The 23,102-nt window shown below is 52.2% G+C and carries 23 protein-coding genes; 11 read left to right on the top strand and 12 right to left on the bottom strand.

Going from position 1 to position 23,102, the window contains the following annotated elements:
* Positions 1 to 76 precede the first annotated feature (76 nt).
* Together ACYVC2_RS03725 and ACYVC2_RS03720 are read right to left on the bottom strand one after the other, a co-directional pair.
* Positions 77 to 976, bottom strand: coding sequence for a hypothetical protein (locus ACYVC2_RS03725; protein WP_461100943.1), 900 nt, complete (start codon positions 974 to 976; stop codon positions 77 to 79).
* An 11-nt stretch (positions 977 to 987) separates the two neighbouring features.
* Positions 988 to 2,187, bottom strand: a complete 1,200-nt coding sequence (locus ACYVC2_RS03720) for a hypothetical protein (protein ID WP_461100942.1) — start codon at positions 2,185 to 2,187, stop codon at positions 988 to 990.
* Positions 2,188 to 2,231: 44 nt separating this feature from the next.
* Between ACYVC2_RS03720 and ACYVC2_RS03715 the strand changes: the two genes are divergently transcribed.
* Positions 2,232 to 3,422: an aspartate aminotransferase family protein gene (locus tag ACYVC2_RS03715; protein ID WP_461100941.1), complete on the top strand. Its 1,191-nt coding sequence runs from the start codon at positions 2,232 to 2,234 to the stop codon at positions 3,420 to 3,422.
* Between the two features lie 122 nt (positions 3,423 to 3,544).
* Here ACYVC2_RS03715 and ACYVC2_RS03710 read toward each other — a convergent pair whose 3' ends face one another.
* From ACYVC2_RS03710 to ACYVC2_RS03700, 3 genes are read right to left on the bottom strand one after another with little or no spacing between them, the layout of a single operon-like run.
* Positions 3,545 to 3,769 (bottom strand): hypothetical protein, encoded by a 225-nt coding sequence (locus ACYVC2_RS03710; RefSeq protein WP_461100940.1) that lies wholly within the window; start codon positions 3,767 to 3,769, stop codon positions 3,545 to 3,547.
* 44 nt (positions 3,770 to 3,813) lie between these two features.
* Complete coding sequence (locus ACYVC2_RS03705) at positions 3,814 to 4,353, bottom strand: nucleotidyl transferase AbiEii/AbiGii toxin family protein (protein ID WP_461100939.1); 540 nt, start codon at positions 4,351 to 4,353, stop codon at positions 3,814 to 3,816.
* 4 nt (positions 4,354 to 4,357) lie between these two features.
* Positions 4,358 to 5,944: an acyl-CoA carboxylase subunit beta gene (locus ACYVC2_RS03700; protein WP_461100938.1), complete on the bottom strand. Its 1,587-nt coding sequence runs from the start codon at positions 5,942 to 5,944 to the stop codon at positions 4,358 to 4,360.
* Between the two features lie 199 nt (positions 5,945 to 6,143).
* Between ACYVC2_RS03700 and ACYVC2_RS03695 the strand changes: the two genes are divergently transcribed.
* From ACYVC2_RS03695 to ACYVC2_RS03680, 4 genes are all read left to right on the top strand, one after another.
* Complete coding sequence (locus ACYVC2_RS03695) at positions 6,144 to 6,872, top strand: hypothetical protein (protein ID WP_461100937.1); 729 nt, start codon at positions 6,144 to 6,146, stop codon at positions 6,870 to 6,872.
* 39 nt (positions 6,873 to 6,911) lie between these two features.
* Positions 6,912 to 7,958 (top strand): type IX secretion system protein PorQ, encoded by a 1,047-nt coding sequence (gene porQ, locus ACYVC2_RS03690; RefSeq protein WP_461100936.1) that lies wholly within the window; start codon positions 6,912 to 6,914, stop codon positions 7,956 to 7,958.
* A 69-nt stretch (positions 7,959 to 8,027) separates the two neighbouring features.
* Positions 8,028 to 8,633 carry a CDP-alcohol phosphatidyltransferase family protein gene (locus ACYVC2_RS03685; RefSeq protein ID WP_461100935.1) on the top strand — a complete coding sequence of 202 codons (606 nt, stop codon included), beginning with the start codon at positions 8,028 to 8,030 and terminating at the stop codon, positions 8,631 to 8,633.
* 111 nt (positions 8,634 to 8,744) lie between these two features.
* Positions 8,745 to 9,425 carry a Uma2 family endonuclease gene (locus ACYVC2_RS03680; protein WP_461100934.1) on the top strand — a complete coding sequence of 227 codons (681 nt, stop codon included), beginning with the start codon at positions 8,745 to 8,747 and terminating at the stop codon, positions 9,423 to 9,425.
* Positions 9,426 to 9,486: 61 nt separating this feature from the next.
* Here the strand turns inward: ACYVC2_RS03680 and ACYVC2_RS03675 are convergent, their stop codons facing one another.
* Entirely contained in the window at positions 9,487 to 11,367 is a 1,881-nt protein-coding gene (locus ACYVC2_RS03675) for a beta-N-acetylhexosaminidase (RefSeq protein ID WP_461100933.1), read from the bottom strand.
* A gap of 151 nt (positions 11,368 to 11,518) precedes the next feature.
* Here ACYVC2_RS03675 and hslU point away from each other — a divergent pair, with 151 nt between their 5' ends.
* The 3 genes from hslU (at position 11,519) to ACYVC2_RS03660 (ending at position 14,819) form a co-directional block, all read left to right on the top strand.
* The gene (hslU, locus tag ACYVC2_RS03670; RefSeq protein ID WP_461100932.1) at positions 11,519 to 12,904 is read left to right on the top strand and encodes an ATP-dependent protease ATPase subunit HslU; all 1,386 of its coding nucleotides are present in this window, start codon (positions 11,519 to 11,521) and stop codon (positions 12,902 to 12,904) included.
* 231 nt (positions 12,905 to 13,135) lie between these two features.
* The gene (locus ACYVC2_RS03665) at positions 13,136 to 14,014 is read left to right on the top strand and encodes a helix-turn-helix domain-containing protein (protein ID WP_461100931.1); all 879 of its coding nucleotides are present in this window, start codon (positions 13,136 to 13,138) and stop codon (positions 14,012 to 14,014) included.
* Positions 14,015 to 14,081: 67 nt separating this feature from the next.
* Positions 14,082 to 14,819: an SDR family oxidoreductase gene (locus ACYVC2_RS03660; RefSeq protein WP_461100930.1), complete on the top strand. Its 738-nt coding sequence runs from the start codon at positions 14,082 to 14,084 to the stop codon at positions 14,817 to 14,819.
* Between the two features lie 133 nt (positions 14,820 to 14,952).
* Here the strand turns inward: ACYVC2_RS03660 and ACYVC2_RS03655 are convergent, their stop codons facing one another.
* The 6 genes from ACYVC2_RS03655 to ACYVC2_RS03630 all read right to left on the bottom strand — a co-directional run bounded on the left by ACYVC2_RS03655 (position 14,953) and on the right by ACYVC2_RS03630 (position 20,229).
* Entirely contained in the window at positions 14,953 to 15,882 is a 930-nt protein-coding gene (locus ACYVC2_RS03655) for a helix-turn-helix domain-containing protein (protein WP_461100929.1), read from the bottom strand.
* 58 nt (positions 15,883 to 15,940) lie between these two features.
* Positions 15,941 to 16,822, bottom strand: coding sequence for an SDR family NAD(P)-dependent oxidoreductase (locus ACYVC2_RS03650; protein ID WP_461100928.1), 882 nt, complete (start codon positions 16,820 to 16,822; stop codon positions 15,941 to 15,943).
* Positions 16,823 to 17,049: 227 nt separating this feature from the next.
* Complete coding sequence (locus tag ACYVC2_RS03645; protein ID WP_461100927.1) at positions 17,050 to 17,700, bottom strand: hypothetical protein; 651 nt, start codon at positions 17,698 to 17,700, stop codon at positions 17,050 to 17,052.
* Between the two features lie 26 nt (positions 17,701 to 17,726).
* Entirely contained in the window at positions 17,727 to 18,497 is a 771-nt protein-coding gene (locus ACYVC2_RS03640) for a class I SAM-dependent methyltransferase (RefSeq protein ID WP_461100926.1), read from the bottom strand.
* 68 nt (positions 18,498 to 18,565) lie between these two features.
* A complete protein-coding gene (locus ACYVC2_RS03635; protein WP_461100925.1) occupies positions 18,566 to 18,967 on the bottom strand; it encodes a hypothetical protein in 402 nt (133 codons plus the stop codon).
* Positions 18,967 to 20,229, bottom strand: a complete 1,263-nt coding sequence (locus ACYVC2_RS03630) for an MFS transporter (RefSeq protein ID WP_461100924.1) — start codon at positions 20,227 to 20,229, stop codon at positions 18,967 to 18,969. Before ACYVC2_RS03630 ends, ACYVC2_RS03635 begins: the two co-directional genes overlap by 1 nt.
* A gap of 269 nt (positions 20,230 to 20,498) precedes the next feature.
* Here ACYVC2_RS03630 and mltG point away from each other — a divergent pair, with 269 nt between their 5' ends.
* The 3 genes from mltG to ACYVC2_RS03615 all read left to right on the top strand — a co-directional run bounded on the left by mltG (position 20,499) and on the right by ACYVC2_RS03615 (position 23,090).
* On the top strand, positions 20,499 to 21,536 hold the full coding sequence (gene mltG / locus ACYVC2_RS03625; RefSeq protein ID WP_461100923.1) for an endolytic transglycosylase MltG: 1,038 nt from the start codon (positions 20,499 to 20,501) through the stop codon (positions 21,534 to 21,536).
* Positions 21,537 to 21,626: 90 nt separating this feature from the next.
* A complete protein-coding gene (locus ACYVC2_RS03620; protein ID WP_461100922.1) occupies positions 21,627 to 22,040 on the top strand; it encodes an acyl-CoA thioesterase in 414 nt (137 codons plus the stop codon).
* Between the two features lie 96 nt (positions 22,041 to 22,136).
* Positions 22,137 to 23,090 carry a YihY/virulence factor BrkB family protein gene (locus ACYVC2_RS03615; RefSeq protein ID WP_461100921.1) on the top strand — a complete coding sequence of 318 codons (954 nt, stop codon included), beginning with the start codon at positions 22,137 to 22,139 and terminating at the stop codon, positions 23,088 to 23,090.
* The last annotated feature ends 12 nt before the right edge of the window (positions 23,091 to 23,102 follow it).

The raw sequence follows: 23,102 nt of genomic DNA, 5'->3' as shown, positions 1-23,102 counted from the left end.
GGAAGGCATTGTCTGACTATAACGGCAAAAGTAGCGCAAATCCGTGTATCGCGTCGGATAATCGACACGAACGATTTTATTTCCCGATACGCAGGTGGTAACTTCCGAACGGAATGAGCGTAATTAAGACCGCATTACGCGAACCCACCAGGACGGGTACGTAAGCCGCCAAATCGAACGCATGCCGTTGCCGATCGAAGCGCAGGCCAGCCGATAGAATACTCGCGAAGCCAACCGCGTTTCCGCCCAGGAGCACAAAATTCTCACTGATAAAGGTCAGTTTTGGGCTCACTTTCCGAACCAGGCCAACGGTGGCGATAACATTGCCAGACACATCGCCATTGGCAATACTCCAGCCGAGTCCAAAGGTCGTATTGTTCCGCCGGTCGCCGGTTGTGGCCAGGGCCTGCACGTACCCGATGTCGGCCAGCACCCGTCCTGAAAAGATGTCGGGCAGGCGAACAGCCGCGTATTGAGCACTGAGTCCCACCCGAACCCGACTGCTTACTGGCACCGTTACTTTGGTATTGAGGCTAAACAGCGCTGTCGGCAGAAACGAGTAAAACGTCGTGCCGACGCTCCAGTTGTCGGTGATGCCGTACTCGAACTGACTCATATATAAAAGGTAGTTTCGGTAATAGAACCGATTCCGTTCGGCAGAATAAGCCGTTGGGGCCAGCCGCATCGTTTGCGGAAACAGATTCGGAAAGTAAACGCCGGTGGCCTGTGCGCCAACCTGCTCCAGCCTGACAATCTGATCGCTTCTCAAGTGGACTTCACCCAGGTTCGGAGTCCGGATAACCGCTTCCGTACTGTCCTGACGGATGAGTTCGCCCCGGAGTTGGGTACCGTCTTTGAGCAGAATGGAATAGGTCGGCCTGGGCGGAGCAGTCGTTGATTTCGGCTGGTAATAATCGTCCTGCGCGAACGACAGCAGCGGAAATAACAGTAGACCAATCAGTAGAACGTGGTGCATAGAGGTTTGGGTTAATCGCGACCGATAATCAGGTTGTACCCAATATACGGCAGAACCCGCACCTGGTGATCATTCCATGTATACTTATCCCGATAAATTAGGCCATATGCGCCCAGATCGAAAGCGTGCCGACGCCGGTCGAGCCGGAGCGCAAAAGATACGGACGCCCGCTCGATCCTGTCGCTGTCGTAATACAGAAATTTCCCCAGGTTGATCCGGTTATCACTGATGAGCGTCAGCAAAGGGCCTACCTTCTGCATAATACCGAGCGTCAGGAACGACTGGCTAGTGGTTGGAACGTCCGTATAAGTATATCCATACGGTCCATAATTCTGCATGATGCGTAGCGCTCCCCGATTGACCAATCCGTAGCCAAGCGTTACGTTTCGTTGCGGGGTTCCAATAGATGCGAGCGCCTGAAATGTCAGCGGCCCCCGCCTAAAATTGCCAGTAAAGGGCAGATCCTGATATTGCGCATTCAGCCCGAACCGAAACCGATCGCCGATGGGTACGCTAAAGGTCGAGAACAGCTTAGTCGTGTTTGCCAGAAACCCGTTGAAAACAAAAAGATCCGTATACACCAAATATGGTACGGGCGTAACGAAGCTAGCCCCAACGCTCCAGTGGCGAGTGATACCGAAGTCGAATTCATTGATCAGCCCAAGGGTGTTGCGGTAATAGAACCGTCCTTTTTCGGCCGTGTAGGCGGTTAGCCCGGTCAGCAGCCAGGGCGAAAACCGATTCGTAAACCCCAGCCCGCTGCTGGCCGACACACCAGAATATGTAGTGCGGATGGTGTCGATCCGCTGGAGCAGTTCGGGCTCAAAATACGTCAGCTGCCCGTTTCGCTTCCGGACTGTGATCATCGTACTGTCGCGCCGAACGTACTTCCCTTCTACCTGCGTCCCATCTTTAAACACAAACACCGTATAGGTTATTGGCGTTGTTTGTGCATCGGCCGGGAGCGGAATATCTCCGGGCCGGTTGGCAGAAATCCGAAGGATTTGATCCGCTTCGATAAACGACAGTTCGCCCCGCACCCTGACCGTGACCAAGGAACTATCCTGCCGGATGATCTGCCCCCGAACCACCGAACCATCCCGCATCAGCAGGAAGGAATGCTTACGGTAGGTATCTTCCGGAGAGATTTTGATCATCTGGGCACGTAGAAGCGCTGGCACAAGAAGCAGCAGCCAAAGAACTGTTTTCATGGTTGAGGGTGTTAGGTTTCAGAAATCAGTACTATAAGTAACAAATGCAGACGATTACCCATCGCCAGTTGTTTTTTCAGCATATTGCTCAGACCTCCGATTTCCCGTTAGGGTTGGAAATTAAACGGGCGGAGGGTGTCTATCTTTTCGGGACTGAGGGCCAGCGTTATATGGACCTTATCTCCGGCATTGGCGTGAGCAACGTCGGCCATCGGCATCCGCAGGTGCTGGAGGGTATACAGGCCCAACTAGACAAGTACCTGCACCTGATGGTCTACGGCGAATACGTTCAGACGTCCCAGACCCAACTGGCCCACGCGCTGGCCAGTACGCTGCCAACTAGCCTGAACAATGTCTACTTTACGAATTCGGGCACCGAAGCGGTAGAGGGTGCCATGAAGCTGGCGAAACGCTATACGGGCCGGTCTGAAATCATTAGCTGTTTCAACGCTTACCACGGCTCTACACAGGGTGCTTTGTCGCTCTCGGGCGACGAGCGGTTCAAACAAAATTACCGCCCTCTCCTCCCCGATATCCGGCATATTCACTACCAAAACTGGGACGATATCGGGCAGATCAGCTCCCGCACGGCTGCGGTGATTATGGAAGTCGTAGCGGGCGAAGCGGGCGTTCGCGTACCCGATGCGGCTTATCTGCAAGCCGTTCGGCAGCGGTGTTCGGAGGTGGGTGCGCTGCTGGTTTTCGACGAAATTCAGACGGGCTTTGGTCGGACCGGCACGTTCTGGGCATTCGAGGGGGTTTCGGTCGTACCGGATGTGCTGCTGTGCGCTAAGGGAATGGGCGGAGGCATGCCCATCGGCGCGTTCATCAGCTCAACGGAGATCATGAGCGTATTCAGGCACAACCCAATTCTAGGCCACATTACGACCTTTGGTGGCCATCCGGTTTCGTGCGCGGCCTCGTTGGCGACGCTGCAGGTCATCCGGGAGCAAAACCTGCATGAGCAGGCCGAAGCCAAAGGTCAGTTGTTTAAAGCCCTATTGAAACACCCGGCTATTCGGGAAGTTCGCGGCAAGGGGCTGATGCTGGCTGTCGAGTTCGAGTCCTTCGCGGTCCTAAAACCGGTGATCGACCGGGCCATCGAACGCGGGGTTATAACGGACTGGTTTTTATTCTGCGACAATTCGATGCGGATTGCCCCGCCCCTGATTATCACGGAGAACCAGATACGGGAAGCCTGTTCGGTGATTTTAGAGGCCATTTCGGTGGGTTAATTACGGAAACAGGACCGTAAGCGTTCCGACCAGCAGTGCCAGACTGAAAATAATCAACAGGCCGATTAGGATGGTTCGCAATAAACTACCTGGTTTTTTAGGGACTTGGTTTGCCATAACGTTCAGGCTTTTTTTACGTTCTGATAAAAATTCATAATGGCAGCCTTAATACGTATCATTTCAGCAACGGAAAAATCATTTCGATAAATTCGCTCAAAAACAGCGGCTTTACGCTGCCCAATGGACCAGTCAGGACATTGCTGCCGGAACTGCTCTTCAACCATTCGTTGTCCGAGATCAGCCATTTCAAAGCCCATTCGAAAACGTTCTTCATCAGACTTTTTCATTATGAAATCCGAATAAAGTCGTCTGATATGATCGGGAGTATCATTCATTGATCAAAAAGGCCAAAATCATTCAGTTGCATTTTCTTAACCCAGCCTGTCACATAGGATTTATCCAACAACGGGTAATCGTACAGTAGATTTTTAATATCATCTAGCTGTTGTTGACTCTGAAGTTCCTGTATCCACATGAGTTTAGCGATAATCAAGTCTTCCGGTGAGATAATCCAGCAGTCTACATTAGCCAATACCGTTTTCCGTTGTCGCCGTTCGAACTCGGTCTGTTGAAAATCATCATTTTTTCGAATGATAAAATCAATTTTCATTCCAGACTTCCAATCAATAATATTAAACATCCCACGCCGACGAACTTCCTCTTCGGCGCTTTCCCGATGGAAGTAACACTCCCTTTCCAAAAATATGTCAGCAAAAACCGGAAAATTCTCCGAACGGAGTTCAATGACAATGTCAATATCACGTGTATAACGTGGAATGGAATAGGCGTTCAGGGCCACGCTACCAGAAAGCATGTACTCGATTCCATGTTTGTCCAGCGATTCACTAACAAATTGTAATAACTCCTCCATTAACCTATAACGGAATATTTCCGTGCTTTTTCTTCGGCATACTGGCAACTTTGTTTTCCAGCATCCGGAAAGCCCGGATGAGTTTCTGACGGGTCTGGTCGGGCATGATCACTTCGTCGATGTAGCCCCGGTGCGCGGCCCGGTAGGGATTGGCAAACTTCTCGGTATATTCCTGCACTTTCTCCTGTAGCTTCGCCTGGGGGTCGTCGGCTTCGGCAATTTCGCGCTTGAAAATGATCTCGGCGGCTCCACTGGCTCCCATCACAGCAATCTCGGCCGATGGCCAAGCGTAGTTCAGGTCGGCACCGATGTGTTTCGAATTCATGACGTCGTAAGCACCCCCGTAAGCTTTTCGGGTGATGACCGTTACGCGCGGCACCGTTGCTTCACAAAAGGCGAACAGAAGCTTGGCTCCGTTGGTGATGATGCCATTCCACTCCTGGTCGGTGCCAGGCAAAAAACCGGGAACGTCTTCGAGCACCAGCAGCGGCACGTTGAAACAATCGCAGAACCGCACGAACCGAGCAGCTTTCGTGCTGGCGTGGATATCCAACACCCCGGCCAGCACAGCCGGCTGGTTACCCACGACCCCGATGCTTCGGCCACCGATTCGGGCAAATCCCACGACAATATTTTCGGCGAAAGCCTTGTGCACTTCCAGAAAACTACCCGCATCGACCAGTTCCTCGATCACCTCCCGCATGTCGTACGGCTGGTTGGGATTATCCGGTATAATCGTATTCAGGGCCGGGCGATTTTCATCAGCGGATTCATAGGCCAGCATCGGCGGTTCGTCTTCGCAGTTCTGTGGAATGTAACTGAGCAACTGCTTGATGTGCTGAATACAGACCAGTTCGTTGGCGCAGGCAAAGTGCGTGACGCCCGACTTGGTGCTGTGTGTGCTGGCACCACCGAGTTCTTCGGCCGTAACGGTTTCGTGCGTAACAGTCTTGACCACGTTGGGGCCGGTCACGAACATGTAGCTCGTATTCTCGACCATGAAAATAAAATCCGTAATGGCCGGACTGTATACGGCTCCCCCCGCGCAGGGTCCCATGATGGCCGACAGTTGCGGAATAACCCCTGAGGCTTTCGTATTTCGGTAAAAAATATCGGCATAACCCGCCAGCGACAATACCCCTTCCTGAATCCGGGCTCCCCCCGAATCGTTCAGCCCGATGAGAGGTGCCCCGTTCTGCATCGCCAGGTCCATCAGCTTGCAGATTTTTTCGGCGTGGGTTTCTGAAAGCGCTCCGCCGAAAACGGTAAAATCCTGCGCAAATACATACACCAGTCGACCGTCGACCGTACCGTAGCCGGTTACGACTCCGTCGCCCAGGTAATGTTCTTTGTCGAGGCCAAAGTCGCGGGTACGGTGCATAACGAACTTTCCCGTTTCCTCAAACGACCCTTCATCAACCAGCAGGGCAATCCGCTCTCGGGCGGTCAGTTTTCCTTTAGCGTGCTGTGCGTCAATGCGTTTCTGCCCCCCGCCCAGCTCCGCTTCGGCATTCTTTTGGGCCAGAACGTCTGTTTTGGCTGGCTTGGTAGTAGGGTCAAACGGGGTATCGGATCGGGGTTCGGTTTGCATACGGGTCGTTGTGTCGGAATCTAGTCGGAACAAAGTTACTTTTTCTTCCCAATTCCAACGGGTCCAGGTTATTTTGCTGACCGTTCGGACCGGCTTCGCCCGTCGTAGCGACTCCGAAAAGCAACGGGTAAATCCAGAATTATAGATGTCTTTGGGCAGTAGAGAATTATAACATTACTGCCCTGCCAATACGATCACGATGATGAGGAACGATTTTCTGATCAGCCGATCTATCGGTTTTCTCGCTTTCGTCTTTTTTTGCCTGTCGGTCGTCCCAATCCTGGCTCAGGATTCGACGATTCAGTATCGAGCTCCCAGCCTTATTCTGAAACTGGCTCCGCTTTCGCTTCTCCTCGATCCCGACGCCACGGTTCAGGGGGCACTGGAAGTCCGGGTCAGCCCACGGAATTCGATTCAGGGTGAAGTAGGATTTGGCCACAAAGGGCTGTCGGTGGTATCGGATGAAAAGCAGAATTTTGCCGACTGGTCGATCTGGCGGGTCCGGTCGGAATGGCGTCATTACACGAATCATTACCGCACCAATGCTCAGAAAAACATCTACATCCGGAGCGCGTTTCCGCTGGGTAATTACGTAGCCCTCGAAGGATTTGCCAAGCAGATTAACGGCATCAAAAAATTCCCGATCTATGATTCATACGGTGACGTCCTGGCAAATCAACAGTCTGTCAGCCGGTTTGCTGCGGGCGGACATATCAAATGGGGCCGCCAGATTGCCATTCCGGGTGAGACGCTGACCAGTCTGTCCCGCGTGTTACTGGATTTTTACATGGGCATCGGCATTCGCTACGGTGCTACGGCTCTCGACCCGTTCACAGAAGTCTGCGGCTGCGGGTATGACCGTTTTCAGCAGGGCCATTCGTTTCAGCCCAGCGTGAGTTTCGGCGCAAAAATTGGGTTTGGCTTTTGAGTACGGACTAACTTTTTTTCTGACCTTTGTCCGGTACACTTGTGGTTCGATCCGTTGCGTTGCTGGCTCTTTCTTTTTCTCGGTAGTTTTGGATTCGCCCCGTCGATGCGGGCGCAGCCCCTGGGCGGACAGCGTGTCTTTTCGTTTCTGGACTTGCCGACCCACGCCCGCGTAGCTGCTCTTGGCGGCCAGACGGCTTCGGCAACTCGCCCCGACGGTGCGTATCACCTGAACAATCCGGCGCTGGCCGATTCAATGGGTCAGAGTCAGCTTGCCATTAGCCTGATGCCGTATCTGGCCGCGGCTAAGTATTACACGTTACAGTATGGGATTCCCGTCCAGAGTAAGGGCAAGTGGGCAGTGGGCTTACAATACCTCAACTACGGTCAGTTTACCATGACCGACCCGGTTGGGAATACACTCGGCACGTTTTCGGCCAACGATTATGCGTTAAGCCTAACCCACGCCCGGACGGAAGGCAATTTTACGCTCGGCGCTACCATCAAAGCCGTGGGATCGGCCATCGAAACCTATTCTGCGTTCGGGGTGCTGGCGGATGTTGGTGGTATCTGGCGACACCCGGATCAGGAGCTTACCTTCGGCTTGGTCGCTAAAAATGTTGGGTATCTGGTCAAAAACTACGGGCCGACCGATGCCGATCTGCCTTTTGATCTGCAGGCGGGCGTAACGCTCAAACCCCGCCACGCCCCCGTCCGACTGACGCTGACGGCCCACCATCTGCAACGGTTCGACATCAGCTATAACGACCCGAACCTCAATATCCGCTACGATCTCAGCGGCAATCCGATTCCGCAGACGACCAGCGTGACGGAGAAAATCGCCCGCCATCTGATCGTGGGGGCGGAACTACTAGTTCACCGAAATGTGCATCTGCTGGTGGGGTATAATCACCAGAAGCGGCAGGAAGGCAAACTCACGACCGGTGGTGGCGGGGCGGGCATCTCGTTCGGTGCTTCGGTTCAGGCACGCGGTTTTCAACTCACCTACGGCCGATTTACGTCGGTTCCCACCGCCGGAACAAGCCAGCTATCGCTCCGAATCGATCTAGACCGGCTACTCAAGTAGCATACATGTCATTTCCACTGGATCAGCATAGTCATAAATCACCTACTGTAATTTTGCTTACCCTTGACCATGAGGACACGAATTCCAATTGCTTTGATTTTTTCAAGACTGTGTATTGGTCTGACAATCTTGTTGTTGAGTCTGCTTCACATCGACCAATACAGACTTGCTGCCATCCTGCTATTAATAATTGGTTTACTCACCGATATCTTCGATGGCATCATTGCCAGATATCTAGCTGTTTCCACTCAAAACCTGAGACGCCTAGACTCAACTATTGACCAAATTTTCTTTATTTCTTTTGCCGTTGCTACATACATCCAGTGCCCAGTCTTTTTCAAAGAAAACTCATCGGAACTTATCGTATTATTTGGCTCGGAAGTATTAACGTACATTATTAGTTTTTTAAAGTTTAGAAAAGAAGTCGCAACACACTCAATAGGAGCAAAAATCTGGACTCTTTTATTAGTTGCCACGCTGATTGAACTCATAATTCATTGCCAATCAACCGTTTTATTTACAATTTTCTTCTGGACCGGTTTGTTAACCAGGCTTGAGATTATAGCTATATTAGTGACATTGAAAACATGGATGAACGATGTGCCATCTTTCTACCATGCGCTAAAACTCCGAAAGGGAAAAGACATAAAACGGCATAAGTGGTTTAATGGGTAATTAACGCCAAGCCTATTCTGATATCCAATAACCCCTTCTGTTCATCTTGTTGGATTAAGTCTGTTTATCAATTCAAATTTGATAGGTACTCGACCACTAATCAGGGTCGGAATGACAAACTCACTTTTCAAAGGCCCAAACAGTTTTATTATTAGAGAGACAACAAGTATCAATTTAGTTGACGCATTACTTTATCAAGCTGGAACACTTTCGCTGAAAAAACAACTCAACATGACCGGAGAAGGCACCCCTAATCGCATCTACACGGTGGACGAATACCTCGAACTGGAAAAGGTTTCGGAGGTCCGGCACGAGTTTGTAGATGGAATCCTGATTGAGGTGCCCGGAGAATCAAAAAAAGCGAACAAGGTTTGCGGGAATATTTATTTAGCTCTGCGCTTGAGTCTAAAAGGTAAGCCGCTTGATGTTTATAACCACGATGTCAAACTCCGCACGGTACCTGGCCGGAAATACCGCTACCCGGACATTATGGTTGTTCCGGCAGACGATGTCGATGATACGCACGTCGTTCACCGTGCCGTCGTAACGGTCGAAGTCACTTCCGAGAATTCTTCCGGTACGTACCATGGCCAGAAATTTCACGAATACGTCGGTATGCCTTCTATCGAATGCTATCTGATTGTTTCTCAGGCCGAACCGCTGGTGGAAGTTTACCAACGCACCGGCTCCAACTGGGAATACGCTTTTTATACGGACCTAACCGATTTGTTCGAAGTTCGGACACTTGGTATTAAATTGTCCGTCAGCGATATCTACGAAGGTGTCTTCTGAACACGCTTCCGTCACGACATCGCTGACTTTTATCACTTCGCTGACTTGAACTAAGACTTTACTAAAACCGCCCAATTCGCTTTTGTAGGGCATCGCGCGTGAGGGTAATCAGATGACCGATGGGCTTTCCATTCCGGTACGTGATCACCCGAAGCGTAATCGGGCCATCGGGCAGATCGACGGGCTGGCTGTACTTTGTCGCGAACTGATCCGGCATAGTGTCATCGATGGTATAATAGATGTCCAGACCCGGAATTTCGCCTGCCAGTTCGAGCCGGAGCTTGCCGTTGTTCATACTCGTCCGGACAATAGCATCGTAAACCGCCCGCGAATAACTCACCTGCGCGACATCGGCCCGGTCGAAGTGGGTTTCCATCCGCTGCGCAAAATTGGACCAGTTCTTTACTTCTTTTGGTGACCAGAACACCTCCGCCAACGCCCAGGCACGCGGAAAAGTCATGTACTCGGCATAACGCAGGGTTGGAATCTGCTCGGTCCAGAGGTTACCCTGCCCGCCCAGGATGTATTTTGCATCGACGCCATCCGGCACGGGCTCATAGCTATAGCTTTTCTGAGTGCGTAGGTTCGCATAGATGGGCGGATCGACGGTCGGCTCGCCCTGGTTATAATCGAGATAGGCGAAGGTCGTTGGGGTCATCACCACGTTGTGGCCCGCCTGCGCGGCTTCGATGCCACCTTTGATGCCCCGCCAGCTCATGACCGTGGCCCCCGGCGAAATACCACCTTCCAGAATTTCGTCCCAGCCCAGCAGCTTTTTACCTTTGGCAGTCAGAATCTTCTCGACACGGCCCATGAAATACCCCTGCAAGTCTTCGACGTGGCGGATATTCAGCTGCTTCATCAGCGCCTGACAACCGGGATCGTTGGCCCAGTAGCCCTTATAACACTCGTCGCCCCCGACATGGATGTATGGATTAGGAAACAGCGCGGCTATTTCCGTAAAGACCTTATCCAGAAAAGCATAGACGTTTTCATCCGATGGGTTGAGTGTGTTTTCGACTTTCATCTTAAAGGTACCGTTGCCGTACCACTCCGAAAAGGGCGTTCCCGGATTCACCGTCACGGGGGTTTTGGTGCAGCTCAGTTCGGGGTAAGCCGCCAGGGCTGCCATGCTGTGGCCCGGCACGTCGATTTCGGGAACGATGGTTACGTTGCGGGCCTGCGCATAAGCCACAATTTCCCGGATGTCGTCCTGCGTATAGAATCCCCCAGCCGACGCGGCTTCGCCCGGTTTCGGATCGGCCCGATCGCCGAAATGACCGGCTCTTGGGACCCGCCAGGCACCCACTTCAGTGAGTTTAGGTAAGGATTTGATCTCGATTCGCCAGCCGTTGTCGTCGGTCAGGTGCCAGTGAAACGTGTTGTATTTGAACTTCACAAGCTGATCGATGTATTCCTTAATTTCGGCTTTGGTAAAGAAATTCCGGCTCACATCGAGCATGATACCCCGCCAGCCGAATCGCGGATAATCAGTAATTTTGACCGCCGGGACCGTCCATTCCTTGGTCACGGCCGTTTTGCTCCCAATTTCTTTAGGCAACAGTTGCAGCATCGTCTGCATGCCATAGAGCAGGCCCGCCGGTCGATTCGCCGTAATGACCACTCCTTTTGCCGATGCATCGAGCGTATACCCTTCGGGGCCAAGCTGTGCGTTGGGAGTGGCATTGAGGTTCAGTTGAATTTTTCCAGACTTTCCGGGTTTCGACGTGATCGAAAAGCCCGTCGGTCCGTTCAACTGCTGCGCGAGCATATCGGCTACGACCCGGCTTTCTGCTCCGTCATATTGAATGGATGTGGCTTTGCCGAGGGTAAAAACTCCATTCTGCGGCTGTATGCGAACGGGTTGGGGAATCAGCGAAACTGGGACCTGGGCAACCGCCTGGGTGGCCCAGAAAACAAACAGAAAACAACGAAACTTCATAGGGTAAGAAATGGAGAATTACAGACTAAAGCACGCGCAGCCTGGATTATAACGATGGGGGCAAAAATGCCAATTTTTCCGTAGCATTGGCACAATTTTCAATTTCCTGTGTTTCTATAGCAGGGAGCGTCGTATGCGCTCCATTTTTTCAATGACCCAATCACTAAAAGACCTTACCCCCCGGCAGATTGTTGCCGAACTGGATCAATACATTATCGGTCAGCACGATGCCAAGCGCAACGTCGCCATTGCCCTCCGCAACCGCTGGCGCCGGATGAACAGCTCGGCGGATATGCAACGGGAAATTACCCCAAACAATATTCTGATGATCGGGGCGACGGGGGTCGGCAAAACCGAGATTGCCCGTCGGCTGGCCAAAATTGCCGACGCGCCATTTATTAAAGTAGAAGCTTCCAAATTCACCGAAGTCGGCTACGTCGGGCGCGATGTCGAGAGCATGGTCCGGGATCTGGTCGAACAAGCTGTCAATATGGTGCGGAGCGCCAAGAAAGAAGCCGTGCAGGTTAAAGCCCAGCAGCTCGTAGAAGACGCTATCCTGGATATTCTGATTCCGCCTGTTAAGCCCGTAAACGGTCATCTGGGCTTCGAAAACGAGAAAAAAGACGCCGATGCCGAACTGAACGAACGCACCCGCGAACGATTCCGCGAAAAAATCAAGTCGGGCGAGATGGACGACCGCAAGATCGAGATCGACGTTCAGCAAAGCCAAACGCCCAATATTGGCATTATGGGCGGAGCTGTCGACGATCTGTCGATGATGAACATTCAGGAAATGATCGGCAACATGATGCCCAAGCGCGGCAAAAAACGCAAAGTAACCATTGCCGAAGCGCGAACCATCCTGCTCGAAGAAGAAGCTGCCAAGCTGATCGACATGGACGAGGTGAAGGAAGAAGCCATTCGCAAAGCCGAAGACGCGGGCATCATTTTCATCGACGAAATCGACAAGGTAGCGTCGGCCCGGTCGGGCAACGGCGGGGGCGGGCCGGATGTCAGCCGCGAAGGTGTGCAGCGCGATCTACTCCCGATTGTGGAAGGCAGCGCCGTCAACACCAAATACGGGGTGATTCATACCGACCACATCCTGTTCATTGCCGCCGGGGCTTTCCACGTAGCGAAGCCCAGCGACCTGATTCCGGAATTACAGGGTCGTTTTCCGATCCGGGTAGAGCTGCAGAGTCTGTCGGAAGATGATTTTTATCAGATCCTGAAAGAGCCGAAAAACGCGCTGACCAAGCAGTACGAAGCGATGCTGGCCGCCGAGAGTGTAACCCTGAATTTCCAGGACGAAGCCCTGCGCGAGCTCGCCCGGATTGCCTTCGACGTGAACAGCGAAGTGGAGAATATCGGAGCACGTCGGTTGCAGACGGTGCTGAGCCACCTCATGAACGACTTCATGTTCGACATTCCCGACGCCATCGGTGCCAACGCCCATGTGGTGGTGACCAAAGAACTGGTTGGTGAGAAGCTCAACGGGCTGGTGAAAAACCGGGATCTGAGCCAGTTTATTTTGTAGACGAATCACTGGTCATACCCTGTAAGCAAGCGAGTCCGGCAACAATACGTGTTTGCCGGACTCGCTTGTTTGTAAAGAATCGTCCCATCAGGCGGGTTTCTATCCACCAGACCAGTCGCATAGGAACCGAATCATCGGTGAGTGTCATTACGCAACAGCTACGAGTGCATGGAGAACCAGACAAGACACAAATAGTGTTGCCGTTACGATTGTTTCACAACAAAACGGGCCATGCAGGACACAAAAGGGTTACTGGATAAGATCAAGCACCACGATACATTGCCCATCACGGTGAACGAAAACTGTGCGATCTCCTTACCGGATGATATCCTGCAGAAGCTGCTTCAGCCGCACAAGCTGGCTTATTATTATTTTGTGTTCGTGGACCAGGGGTCCGAAAGCTTCAGGGTCGACCTGCAGGACATTACTATTTCTGATAGCCAGGTGGTTTTTGGTCTTCCCAATCAGATTTTTACCCATTCAACTCCAGAAATACATAATCAGCAGTACAAAATTGGATTCGATGAAAATACGCTGGCATTGCTTCCGCAGGCCTACCCTTTTCTGCTCAATCCATTCAATTCAAACGTAATCACGTTCGATCCAGCGGCTAAACAGCGGGTAAAGGCGGTTCTGTCCGCTTTATTTCAGTTGCTGCATTCGCCGGGGAAGCAAACGAAGGTCGACATCATTCTGGCGTATGTAAATGTCTTATTGACCGAATTCAACAGTGCCTACTTCGCGCGTAGTGATCAGCAAACCCCGTCAAATCCTAAGCTATCGAAATATGTTGCGTTTAAACTTGCGGTAGAAACACAGCTGACCGAGCAGCCCGACGTACACACCATCGCCGAACAACTGGCAATGACCCCGAGTAGTCTCTATGGCATTGTCAAGGAATTTTCGGGCCTTTCGCCTAAAGCCTGGATTACCAACCGACTGATTCAGGAGGCCCAGCGGAAATTGCAATACGCTCCACTTTCGGTCAAGGAACTGGCTTACGAGCTGGGCTTCAATGACCCCGATTATTTTTCCCGGCTGTTTAAGAAACGGACTGGAAAGAACATTAGCGCCTTTCTGGCCGACCGACACGGTTTGTCCAGCAACTGAGGTGATTTGTCCAGATCGACTGATTTAAGGCCAGCTACTTTTGCTTTCGTTTAAAACAGTGATCAGGATGAAGACAGCCTTAGTAACGGGGGCCAATCGAGGCATTGGCCTGGAAGTAGTAAAACAACTCGCCCAAAACGGATTCTTCGTTTATTTGGGCAGCCGTAATCCGGAAAGTGGCTTATCAGCCGTAGAGAAGCTCAAAGCCGATGGTCTCGATAAGGTCGAAGCCATAGAACTGGACGTCACCAATCAGGAATCGATCGAAGCCGCGCGCCTGGCCATCGGCGAAAAAACAAAGGTGTTGGATGTGCTCGTCAATAATGCGGGCATTTCGGGAGGGTTTCGGCAATCGGCCCTTGATGCTACAATCGATCAGTTCAGGACGGTTTACGAAACGAACGTTTTCGGCGTGGTCAGTGTAACGCAGGCTTTTATCGATTTGCTGAAAGCATCGCCGGCACCGCGCATCGTGAATGTAAGTACCAGTATGGCTTCGCTTACCCTGGCCGCCGACCTGACCAATGGTAACTACCCCACCCGGTTTGCCGTGTACCAATCGTCTAAATCGGCCCTGAATATGTACACGATCAATCTTGCTTACGAACTTCGGGATACGCATTTTAAAGTAAACGCCGTTTGTCCTGGCTATACGCAAACCGATTTCACCAACCATCAGGGAACAAGCACTGTTGAAGAGGCCGGTCGGCGTATCGTCAAATACGCGCTGATTGACCAGGATGGTCCGACCGGAAAATTCTTCAGTGAAGAGTATTTTCCAGAACCGGCAGCATGCCCCTGGTAAATTCAAATCCAGGCTATACGAACGGATTGGATTTTCTCAAGCCCTCGTTGTGGTCTACCCAACTACTACGGGGGCTTTGGTTTTGGAGCCATATCGTGAGCTTATAAGCCCAGCCCCATTGCCGCCAAACGGCTTAATTAAATGAGCGCCTGAATTCCAAAGGCGACAGGTTCGTTTTCGTTTTGAACAGTTTGCTAAACGACTGCGAGTGCTCAAATCCCAATGTGTAAGCCACTTCGCTCACGGATAGGCTGGTGGTCGAAAGTTTTTCCTTCGCTTTTTCGATGAGTTTATCGTGCAGATAGTGCTGCGCGTTCTGACCGATCAATGACCGCAGCATGTCACTTAAATAGCTGGGTGAGAGGTTGACATGCTCCGCCAGGTACTGAACGGTGGGTACCCCCTGATTCAGGGATGTCTCCGTGTTGAAATAAGTATCTAACAGATCGTCCAGCTTTTGCAATAGGTCGCTGTTGACGGCCTTGCGGGTAATGAATTGCCGTTTGTAAAACCGATTGGCGTAGTTCAGCAAGAGTTCGATCTGGGAAATAATCACGTCCTGGCTGAAATCATCGATCCGGCTGTTCAGTTCATTCTCAATCATTTCAAAAATGGAAATGATCGTTGTTTTTTCAGCCTCTGAAAGGTGCAGCGCTTCGTTGGCTGAGTAGGAGAAAAAGCCGTACTGTCTGATCTTTTTGGCCAGCCCATAATTCCATAAAAAATCGGGATGTATCAGCAGGGTATAGAGCGAACAGGCGGCTACGCTGGTATTTTCATCGTTGTTGCCGCCAATGAGTTGATTGGGAGCCGCGAACAACAAGCCGCCCTCATCAAAATCGTAGTAATCCTGACCGTATTTCAGTCGTCCATGGAGTTTTGGCTTATAGGCTATCTTGTAGAAACCCAGCACATGGGAATTAGCACCGCTGGTTGGATCAGCCCTGTTTGGTGCATTTCTGATCAGACTGATCAACGGATGCTGGGGTTTCGGCAGGCCAAAGGCCCGGTGTGCGTCGGATATGGAGTTAAACTTATGGTGGTTATTTTCTTTCTTTTCCATGATCAGATCCCGAATAGTTCGTCTCTCGATGAGTTAATCTCATCGAGAGACGAATTCTTTATTTTGTTTCACCCTGCGCGGAGTTAGAAACGGTCTCCCACGCTTCCCAGACCGCCATCCGCTCAGCGTAAGCGGTACGCACTGAGGATAAACCGTGGCTGCCGAGGAAGAACCGTAATGGCGGCTTTTCGGCGTCGACAACCGCAAAGAGTGCCTCCAGCGTTGCCTCAGGGTTACCCCGCTCCAGGTTTCTCAAACCCGTAAAAAACTGTTCTTTAAAACCGGTATAGATATCGAGGCCTGCCGCAAATTTCAACGACTCCTGGCTTCCAAACTCAGTAGCATAGGCTCCGGGTTCAATAATCGTTACGTTTATGCCAAACGATTTGACCTCGGCCGCCAGACTTTCATGAATGGCCTCGAAAGCCCATTTGGAGGAGCAGTAATAGCCGATCACGGGGAGCGTCACATGACCCAGGTTGCTCGATACACCCACTATGTGCCCTCCACCCTGCTCGCGCAGTAGTGGTAAGGCGGCCTGAATAACAGCCAGCGATCCAAAAACATTCGTTTCGTAGAGCTGTCGAACATCGGCGAGGCTGGCTTCTTCAATCGTACCGACGAGTGAATAACCCGCATTATTGAGTACGATATCAAGCCGTCCAAAATGCGCATGAGCCTGCGCCACGGCTGTTTTCACCTGATCGGGCCTGGTTACGTCGAGTTCCAGGGTTAACACGTTTTCCCCGTACGTTTCATTGAGGTGGTCGATACTGGCCAGCGAGCGGGCGGTAGCGGCCACTTTGTCGCCCCGCTTTAGGGCGGCCTCGGCCCAGATGCGTCCGAACCCGCGGGAAGCCCCTGTTATGAACCAGACTTTCGTAGACTTGACCGATGCTGGAACTGTTTGAGCACCAGTGTTTTCATTCTGATGTACCATGTATAATCTGACAGTTAATGTTAGGTCAAAGGTCAGGCTATACTACTCGGTACCTGTAGTCGAATTGAGGGAATTTGTAGTTAAAATGAGGATAGCCTGAAACCTGATCCATCCGGTGCGGGGATTCTATTTCGGGAAAATGGCCCATCGACAGTACTAGACTTGACCTAGAGCGGGTGGAAACCCGCCATATCGGCCGTGAACAGCGGGTTTCTACCCGCTCTACGTCAAATTCCGAATAGGGCGACAATCGTCCCGACAGCGCCGATCAGCGACAGAATCAGCCCAATAAAGGCGACCGTACCGGTACCAGCGATCAATAGGATTAAACCACCTACCAGCAAAACGAGACTGCCAATGAGCGTTCCTGTTTTCAGCATGGCCTGTTCGGGATGGTTCGGCGCTAGTTGCTTGCTGATTTTTTTATTCAGTTTCTTTAATACCAGCCGCTCGACCAGATTCAGCTTTCGGGAGGACGCAACCGCTTTAGTAGCTTGTGGTGAAGCCAGCAGGCTCTTTGCCCGAACAGCATGCCGGGCTAGCTGTTGACCTGTCGATTCATTACGGGTATTCCCGACGGAGGCTTCAGCCAGTGTGGATGTTAGATCCGTTTCTGGAAATTCCCGAACTGCCGGATTCGCCGTCTGGACGGGGCTGGCGATCGTAACGACCGATGCCTTAGGGAGTGAAGATTCGACCGGCCCTCGCTGAAAATAAGCGACCGGACGGCTACAGGATGAAAGAACGGCGATTCCTACCAGCAAGGCGCCGATGCGTTGAACAAACCTGTCGTAACGCGGGTGGAAACCCGCAATTTTTGGTTGATCATCGCGGGTTTCCACCTGCGTTCCTAATAGGCTAATGAATAAATTGGTCATACATCTAGTTGGTTTCGATGAATAGTTCAGTCCGCTATAGGGGGTTCGGCTAATTTCTCGGCTACTATCCGGATGCGCTTGTAATCGGCGTACCAGTGTCCGTCGCGGAAAAGAGCGGGACGCAGGGTTTGGGTCACATTTTTTAGGATGAGCGCTTTTTCGGCGGCACTGACCGGCTCGAAAAAATAGCCGCCGAACTGCTCGATCCAGTCGGTCAGGCCGGTTTCCGGATCACTCAACATCGTATCGCGGTCGTAGTGCTGAGCCAGTCGGATCAGAAAACCGTATTTTTCCAGTACGGGGGTGTACTCACCGATAGACGGAAAAAACCAGAATGGTCTGAAGGGGTATCCCAGCGCCAGCAGTTGATCGGCAATCGCGTTGACAATGGTGGCTACGTTGCCCTTTCCACCAAACTCGATAACCAGCCGTCCTCCCGGCTTAAGTGCCTTTGCCATCTGGCGGACAGCAGATTCATATTCGGGCACCCAATGCAACACCGCATTTGAGAAAATAGCGTCGAACGGTTCGGAGAACGAGAAATCCGTCGCACTCATTGGGTAGAGTTCAAGAGTCGGGAACTGGCTGCGCGCTTTCTCCAGCATTTCCGCAGATGCATCGATCCCGACTACCTGAGCGCCCGAGTCGGCTATTTGCTGGGTCAGTTCACCGGAGCCGCAACCCAGGTCCAGAATTCGTTCGGCTGGCTGTGGGTTCAGCAACTCAAGCAATCCTTCTCCATATTGATAGACGAAGGCGTGTTTCTGAGTATATAATTCACTGTTCCAGTTCATCATGAAATAGTCCCTGAAGAAGCAGCAATGTATGATACCCTCGGCAATCATCAGCGATTATGGGCCAATCTTCATGGCTTTTTAATCAAGCTGGTCACCTGGCCGATCGCCCGGTCAACATCGGCGCGTTTACGATCGGGCGGGTCGAAACGATTGAAGGGGCGCAGTTCGAGCACGAAGGTTTCTTCGATCAACTCCTCATCAATCGGCGTGTAGAGCTTATAGCCGATTAGATTGACCGGAATCAATCCATACTGGACTTTAAACCGACTCAACACGTCAGCCAGCAGTTTTTCGACATCAGTGAGCGTAGCGGTATCGGCTGGCACGAACCGGACTTCAGCCCGGTTACGATCGACCAGGGTTTGTTCTTCGGGCCGGAAATGGCCCTCGCAGCTCGAAAACGTGCGCACAACCCCGGTCTGATTCAGCGCTTCGACCAGCGGTCGGATGTTCGGTTCCAGCTCATCCATCACAGTTCGCCGTCGAGCAGGGTGGTTTCATCTTCTTCGGTCCGGTGCGGGTGGGCAGGCTGGCGACTCTTCTGCCAGCGCCAGCCCAGATACCCGACCGCAACCAGCGCCAGAACACCCGCCAGTGCGAAGGCCGCCTGGATACCCGATTCGCCGACGGCGTGATTGAGTAGCCAGCCTGAGGCAACCGCCCCCAGGCCAATCCCTGCTTCGAGCGCGATGTATACAGTAGCCATCGCACGGCCCCGCGTGTGTTCGTCGCTCAGGTCGGCGGTCCAAGCCTGTAGCGTCGGCGTGTTCATGCCCCACGACATGCCATAACAGATGGCGGCCGCCCAGAACCACACCGGCGAATCGGTCAGGATGAGCAGCACCATCGATACCGCCAGGATGACCGACGAAATGAATAGGACCGGCATTCGGCCATACAGGTCCGACGTGCGGCTAAACAGCAGCCGGACCCCCAGCGAAGCAATCGTGTAGACGGTGAAAAACAGCCCTTTATTGGCAATACCAAGTGAGCTACTCAGGGTAGAAATAACGGTTAGAATAACTCCGGAGGAGAAGGCTTGCAGGAGCTGGACGATAAACGGGGGCAGGGCATGAACATCGAAAATCTCATCTTTCTTAAGTCGTAGCAGACCGAATCGAAATGGTTGGCGATTCACCAGCGTTTCGGGCATACGGAGCAAAATACCGATGGAGAGCAGGGCAAAGGCCGACGATGTCCAGAACATCACGTTCATGGAAAAATCGGTGGCTAGCCAGCTCCCGATAGCGGGTCCCAGCGACATACCCATGGCTGTAAACAGGCCCAGCATGCCCATCGCTTCGCCCCGCCGGTCGGCAGGCACCACGTCGGCTACGTAAGCCGACGTAGCCGTGGGTTTGGTACCGGTCGAGAAGCCATGTATCAGGCGTAGGGTCAGGAATCCCCCGACGGTAATCAGGTAGGGATATAGAAACCCACACACAAAACACACCAGCGAGCCAAAGGCCATGACAGGAACCCGCCCGACCGTGTCGGTAATTTTGCCGCTGAAGGGTCGCGAAAGGCCCGCCGTAAGCGTAAACAGCGAGATCACCAACCCCACATACTCCTGGCCACCCAGCTTCGCCAGGTAAGCCGGCAATTCGGGAATCATCATGGAAAAGCTGGCCGAAAACAGGAAATTACTGACGCACAGTAACCAGAACGATACGGTGTAAATCGAGGGGCTGCCCGAAACCGGGCGGCCAGATAAGGTTCGAATACTGGACAAGCTGGAGATTGGTCGTTGGTAGCCGCAAAGGTAACCGGTTGGACCGTACTAAACCGAACCATTCAGAAAGTTCAGCAGCTTAAGAAGTACCCAATTGACTGTGTTTTGCTCTACCTTTGCAATTCATTTATGAATGGATAATGAATAATGAACAATGGATAATGTACGATGCGTGATGAACGTGGTTGGCAGCTTGAAAAGCCATTAGTCAACCCTGTCTTTCATTGTCCATTATCCATTGTTCATTATTCATTTTTTACTCTTCTCTTATGTCCCGTAACGTCAAAATTGCCATTTTCCTCACCGTTTCCATTCTGCTATCGACCTTTACGTTCTATTTCTGGCAGGTGTTCAAAAGTCCGAATTTCCAGCTCAAGGACGACGATAAAACATTTGCCCTGCTGATTCGGCGGGGGGCTACCTTTGAGTCGGTGATGGACACGCTCAAAACGCAGCGGGTCATCAACGACGAAACCTCCTTTCGGTTTCTGGCCAAGCTGATGAAATACCCCGAGCGGGTGAAAGAAGGGCGCTACGAGATCAAACCCCGAATGGGCAACCGGGACCTGCTGGTAAAACTACGCAGCGGGAATCAGGACGCCATGCCCGTCACATTCACCAGCATGCGCCAGAAAAGCGACCTGATTCAGCGGCTCGGCAGCAAGTTCGAGTTCGGTCCTGATGCGCTGGGTAATTTACTCAACGACCCAGCCACCTGCGAGAAGTTTGGCTTCGATACCACGACCATCGTCTGCATGTTTCTGCCCAACACCTACGAGCTGTTCTGGACCATCAAACCCGAAGCGCTCCTGGAACGCATGGGCAGGGAGTACAAAAAATTCTGGACGCCCGAACGTCAGGCCAAAGCCAAAGCCCTCGGCCTGACCCAAACCCAGGCGCAGGTGCTGGCCTCGATCGTAGCCGCCGAAACCAACAAGCGCGACGAGCAGCCCCGCGTGGCCGGGGTTTACCTGAACCGGCTGAAGAAGGACATGAAACTCGAAGCCGACCCAACGGTCATCTTTGCCCTGCGCGATTTTACCATCCGGCGGTTGCTGAATCGGCAACTAGCGGTCGATTCGCCGTATAATACCTACCGATACACAGGCTTACCGCCGGGTCCCATCAACCTCCCTTCTCCGACGACCATCGACGCGGTTCTGAATGCCGAACAGCACGACTACCTGTATTTTGTGGTCAACGCCAGTTTCAACGGCTACCATACCTTCTCGAAGACCCTGTCGGAACACCTGGCCAATGCCCGCCTGTATCAGCAGGCGCTGACCCGCATGAAAATCATGAAATAGAAGACGATAGTGGTCAGTAACTGATAGATAGTAAACAGTGGCTGGCAACTACTATTACTTACTGTCTACCAGCTACTGATCACCCTTTTTATGCTTACACACGACGTTACGAATATTCGGGTCCGCTACTACGATACCGACCAGATGGGTATCGTTTATTACGGCAACTACGCCCGTTTTTATGAAATCGGGCGAGTTGAAACCCTGCGCCACCTGGGCCTGACGTACAAAGAAGTCGAAGCGGGAGGAATTTCCATGCCCGTATACGACCTTACCTCCCGCTTCATCAGGCCGGCAAAATACGACGATCTGCTGACCATTCGCGTTACCATTCCCCAAATGCCCAAAACCCGGCTGATCTTCGACTATGAAATCGTCAATCAGGCTGGTCAGCTGCTGAATGTGGGGCAGACGACCCTTGTCTTTGTCCGGGCAGACACGGGCCGTCCTTGTGCCGCTCCCCCCGAACTGCTCGCAGCCACCAAACCTTTTTTTGTGCCGTAGGTTACAAAAAAAGGCCTTGTGAGTCGATAGTTAGTAGGTTTGCCTACTCGCTACCGGCCGACGGCTATCGACTGTTGACCACCGACTACTGCTACTATGTTCGACAAATTGATGGGTTTACGGGCACTGCAGGGGGTACGTGTCTGGATGTACGATCATCATCCGTTCAACTCCCGGAATGACTGGTACACGTTTCTGAAGAACATGTTTGCTAAGATTGCCGACAACGATACCAGCGAACGGGCAGCCTCGGTTTCATACAGTCTTATTCTGGCAGTTTTCCCTACGGTCATCTTTTTCTTTACCCTGATCCCCTATATTCCCATTCCCGAACTGGAAGACCAGATCATGGGATTTTTACGGGAAGTGCTGCCCGGCGACACCTTCAGCACAGTCAATACCACCATTCGCGACATCATCAGCCGGCCCCGAAGCGGGGTTCTGTCGTTTGGTTTTTTACTGGCTCTCTATTCGGCTACGAGCGGCCTGGTCGCTTTGATGAACGCCTTCAACTCATCGTACGAGTGGGCCGATCGGCGGGGCTTTTTTGAGGTCCGGGCGATAGCCGTCGGGTTGACTTTCACGCTGGCCTTTGCGTTGATTCTGGCAGTTTTCGTCCTGATTATCGGTGGGATAGTGAGCGATTACCTGATGCGTTTCGGTATTCTCAACAACATCATTTTTATCAATCTGCTCGTCATTGGCCGCTACCTGATTGTTTTCGCCGTGTTCGTAGCGACGGTTTCAGTAATCTACCGGTTCGGCCCCGACGTAAAGCTGAAGTGGGTTTTCATCACGCCCGGTGCGGTTACCGCTTCGGTACTGATCGTGCTGACCACCCTCGGCTTTTCGTATTATGTGTCTAATTTCGGTTCGTACAACAAGGTCTACGGCTCCATCGGTACGCTCATCGCCCTGATGATCTGGATCAACCTGATCTCGCTGCTGCTGATCATCGGCTTCGACATGAACATCGCTCTGTATAATCTCGAAGGCGACAAGAACCCAAGTGTATCGGCGAAAACAACCGACAACGCTCCGGCGGAGTAACCGATTACCGCT

The sequence above is a fragment of the Spirosoma koreense genome (assembly GCF_054777875.1).
The sequence above is the reverse complement of the archived record's forward strand: the minus strand, read 5'-3'. Positions and strand labels throughout refer to the sequence as shown.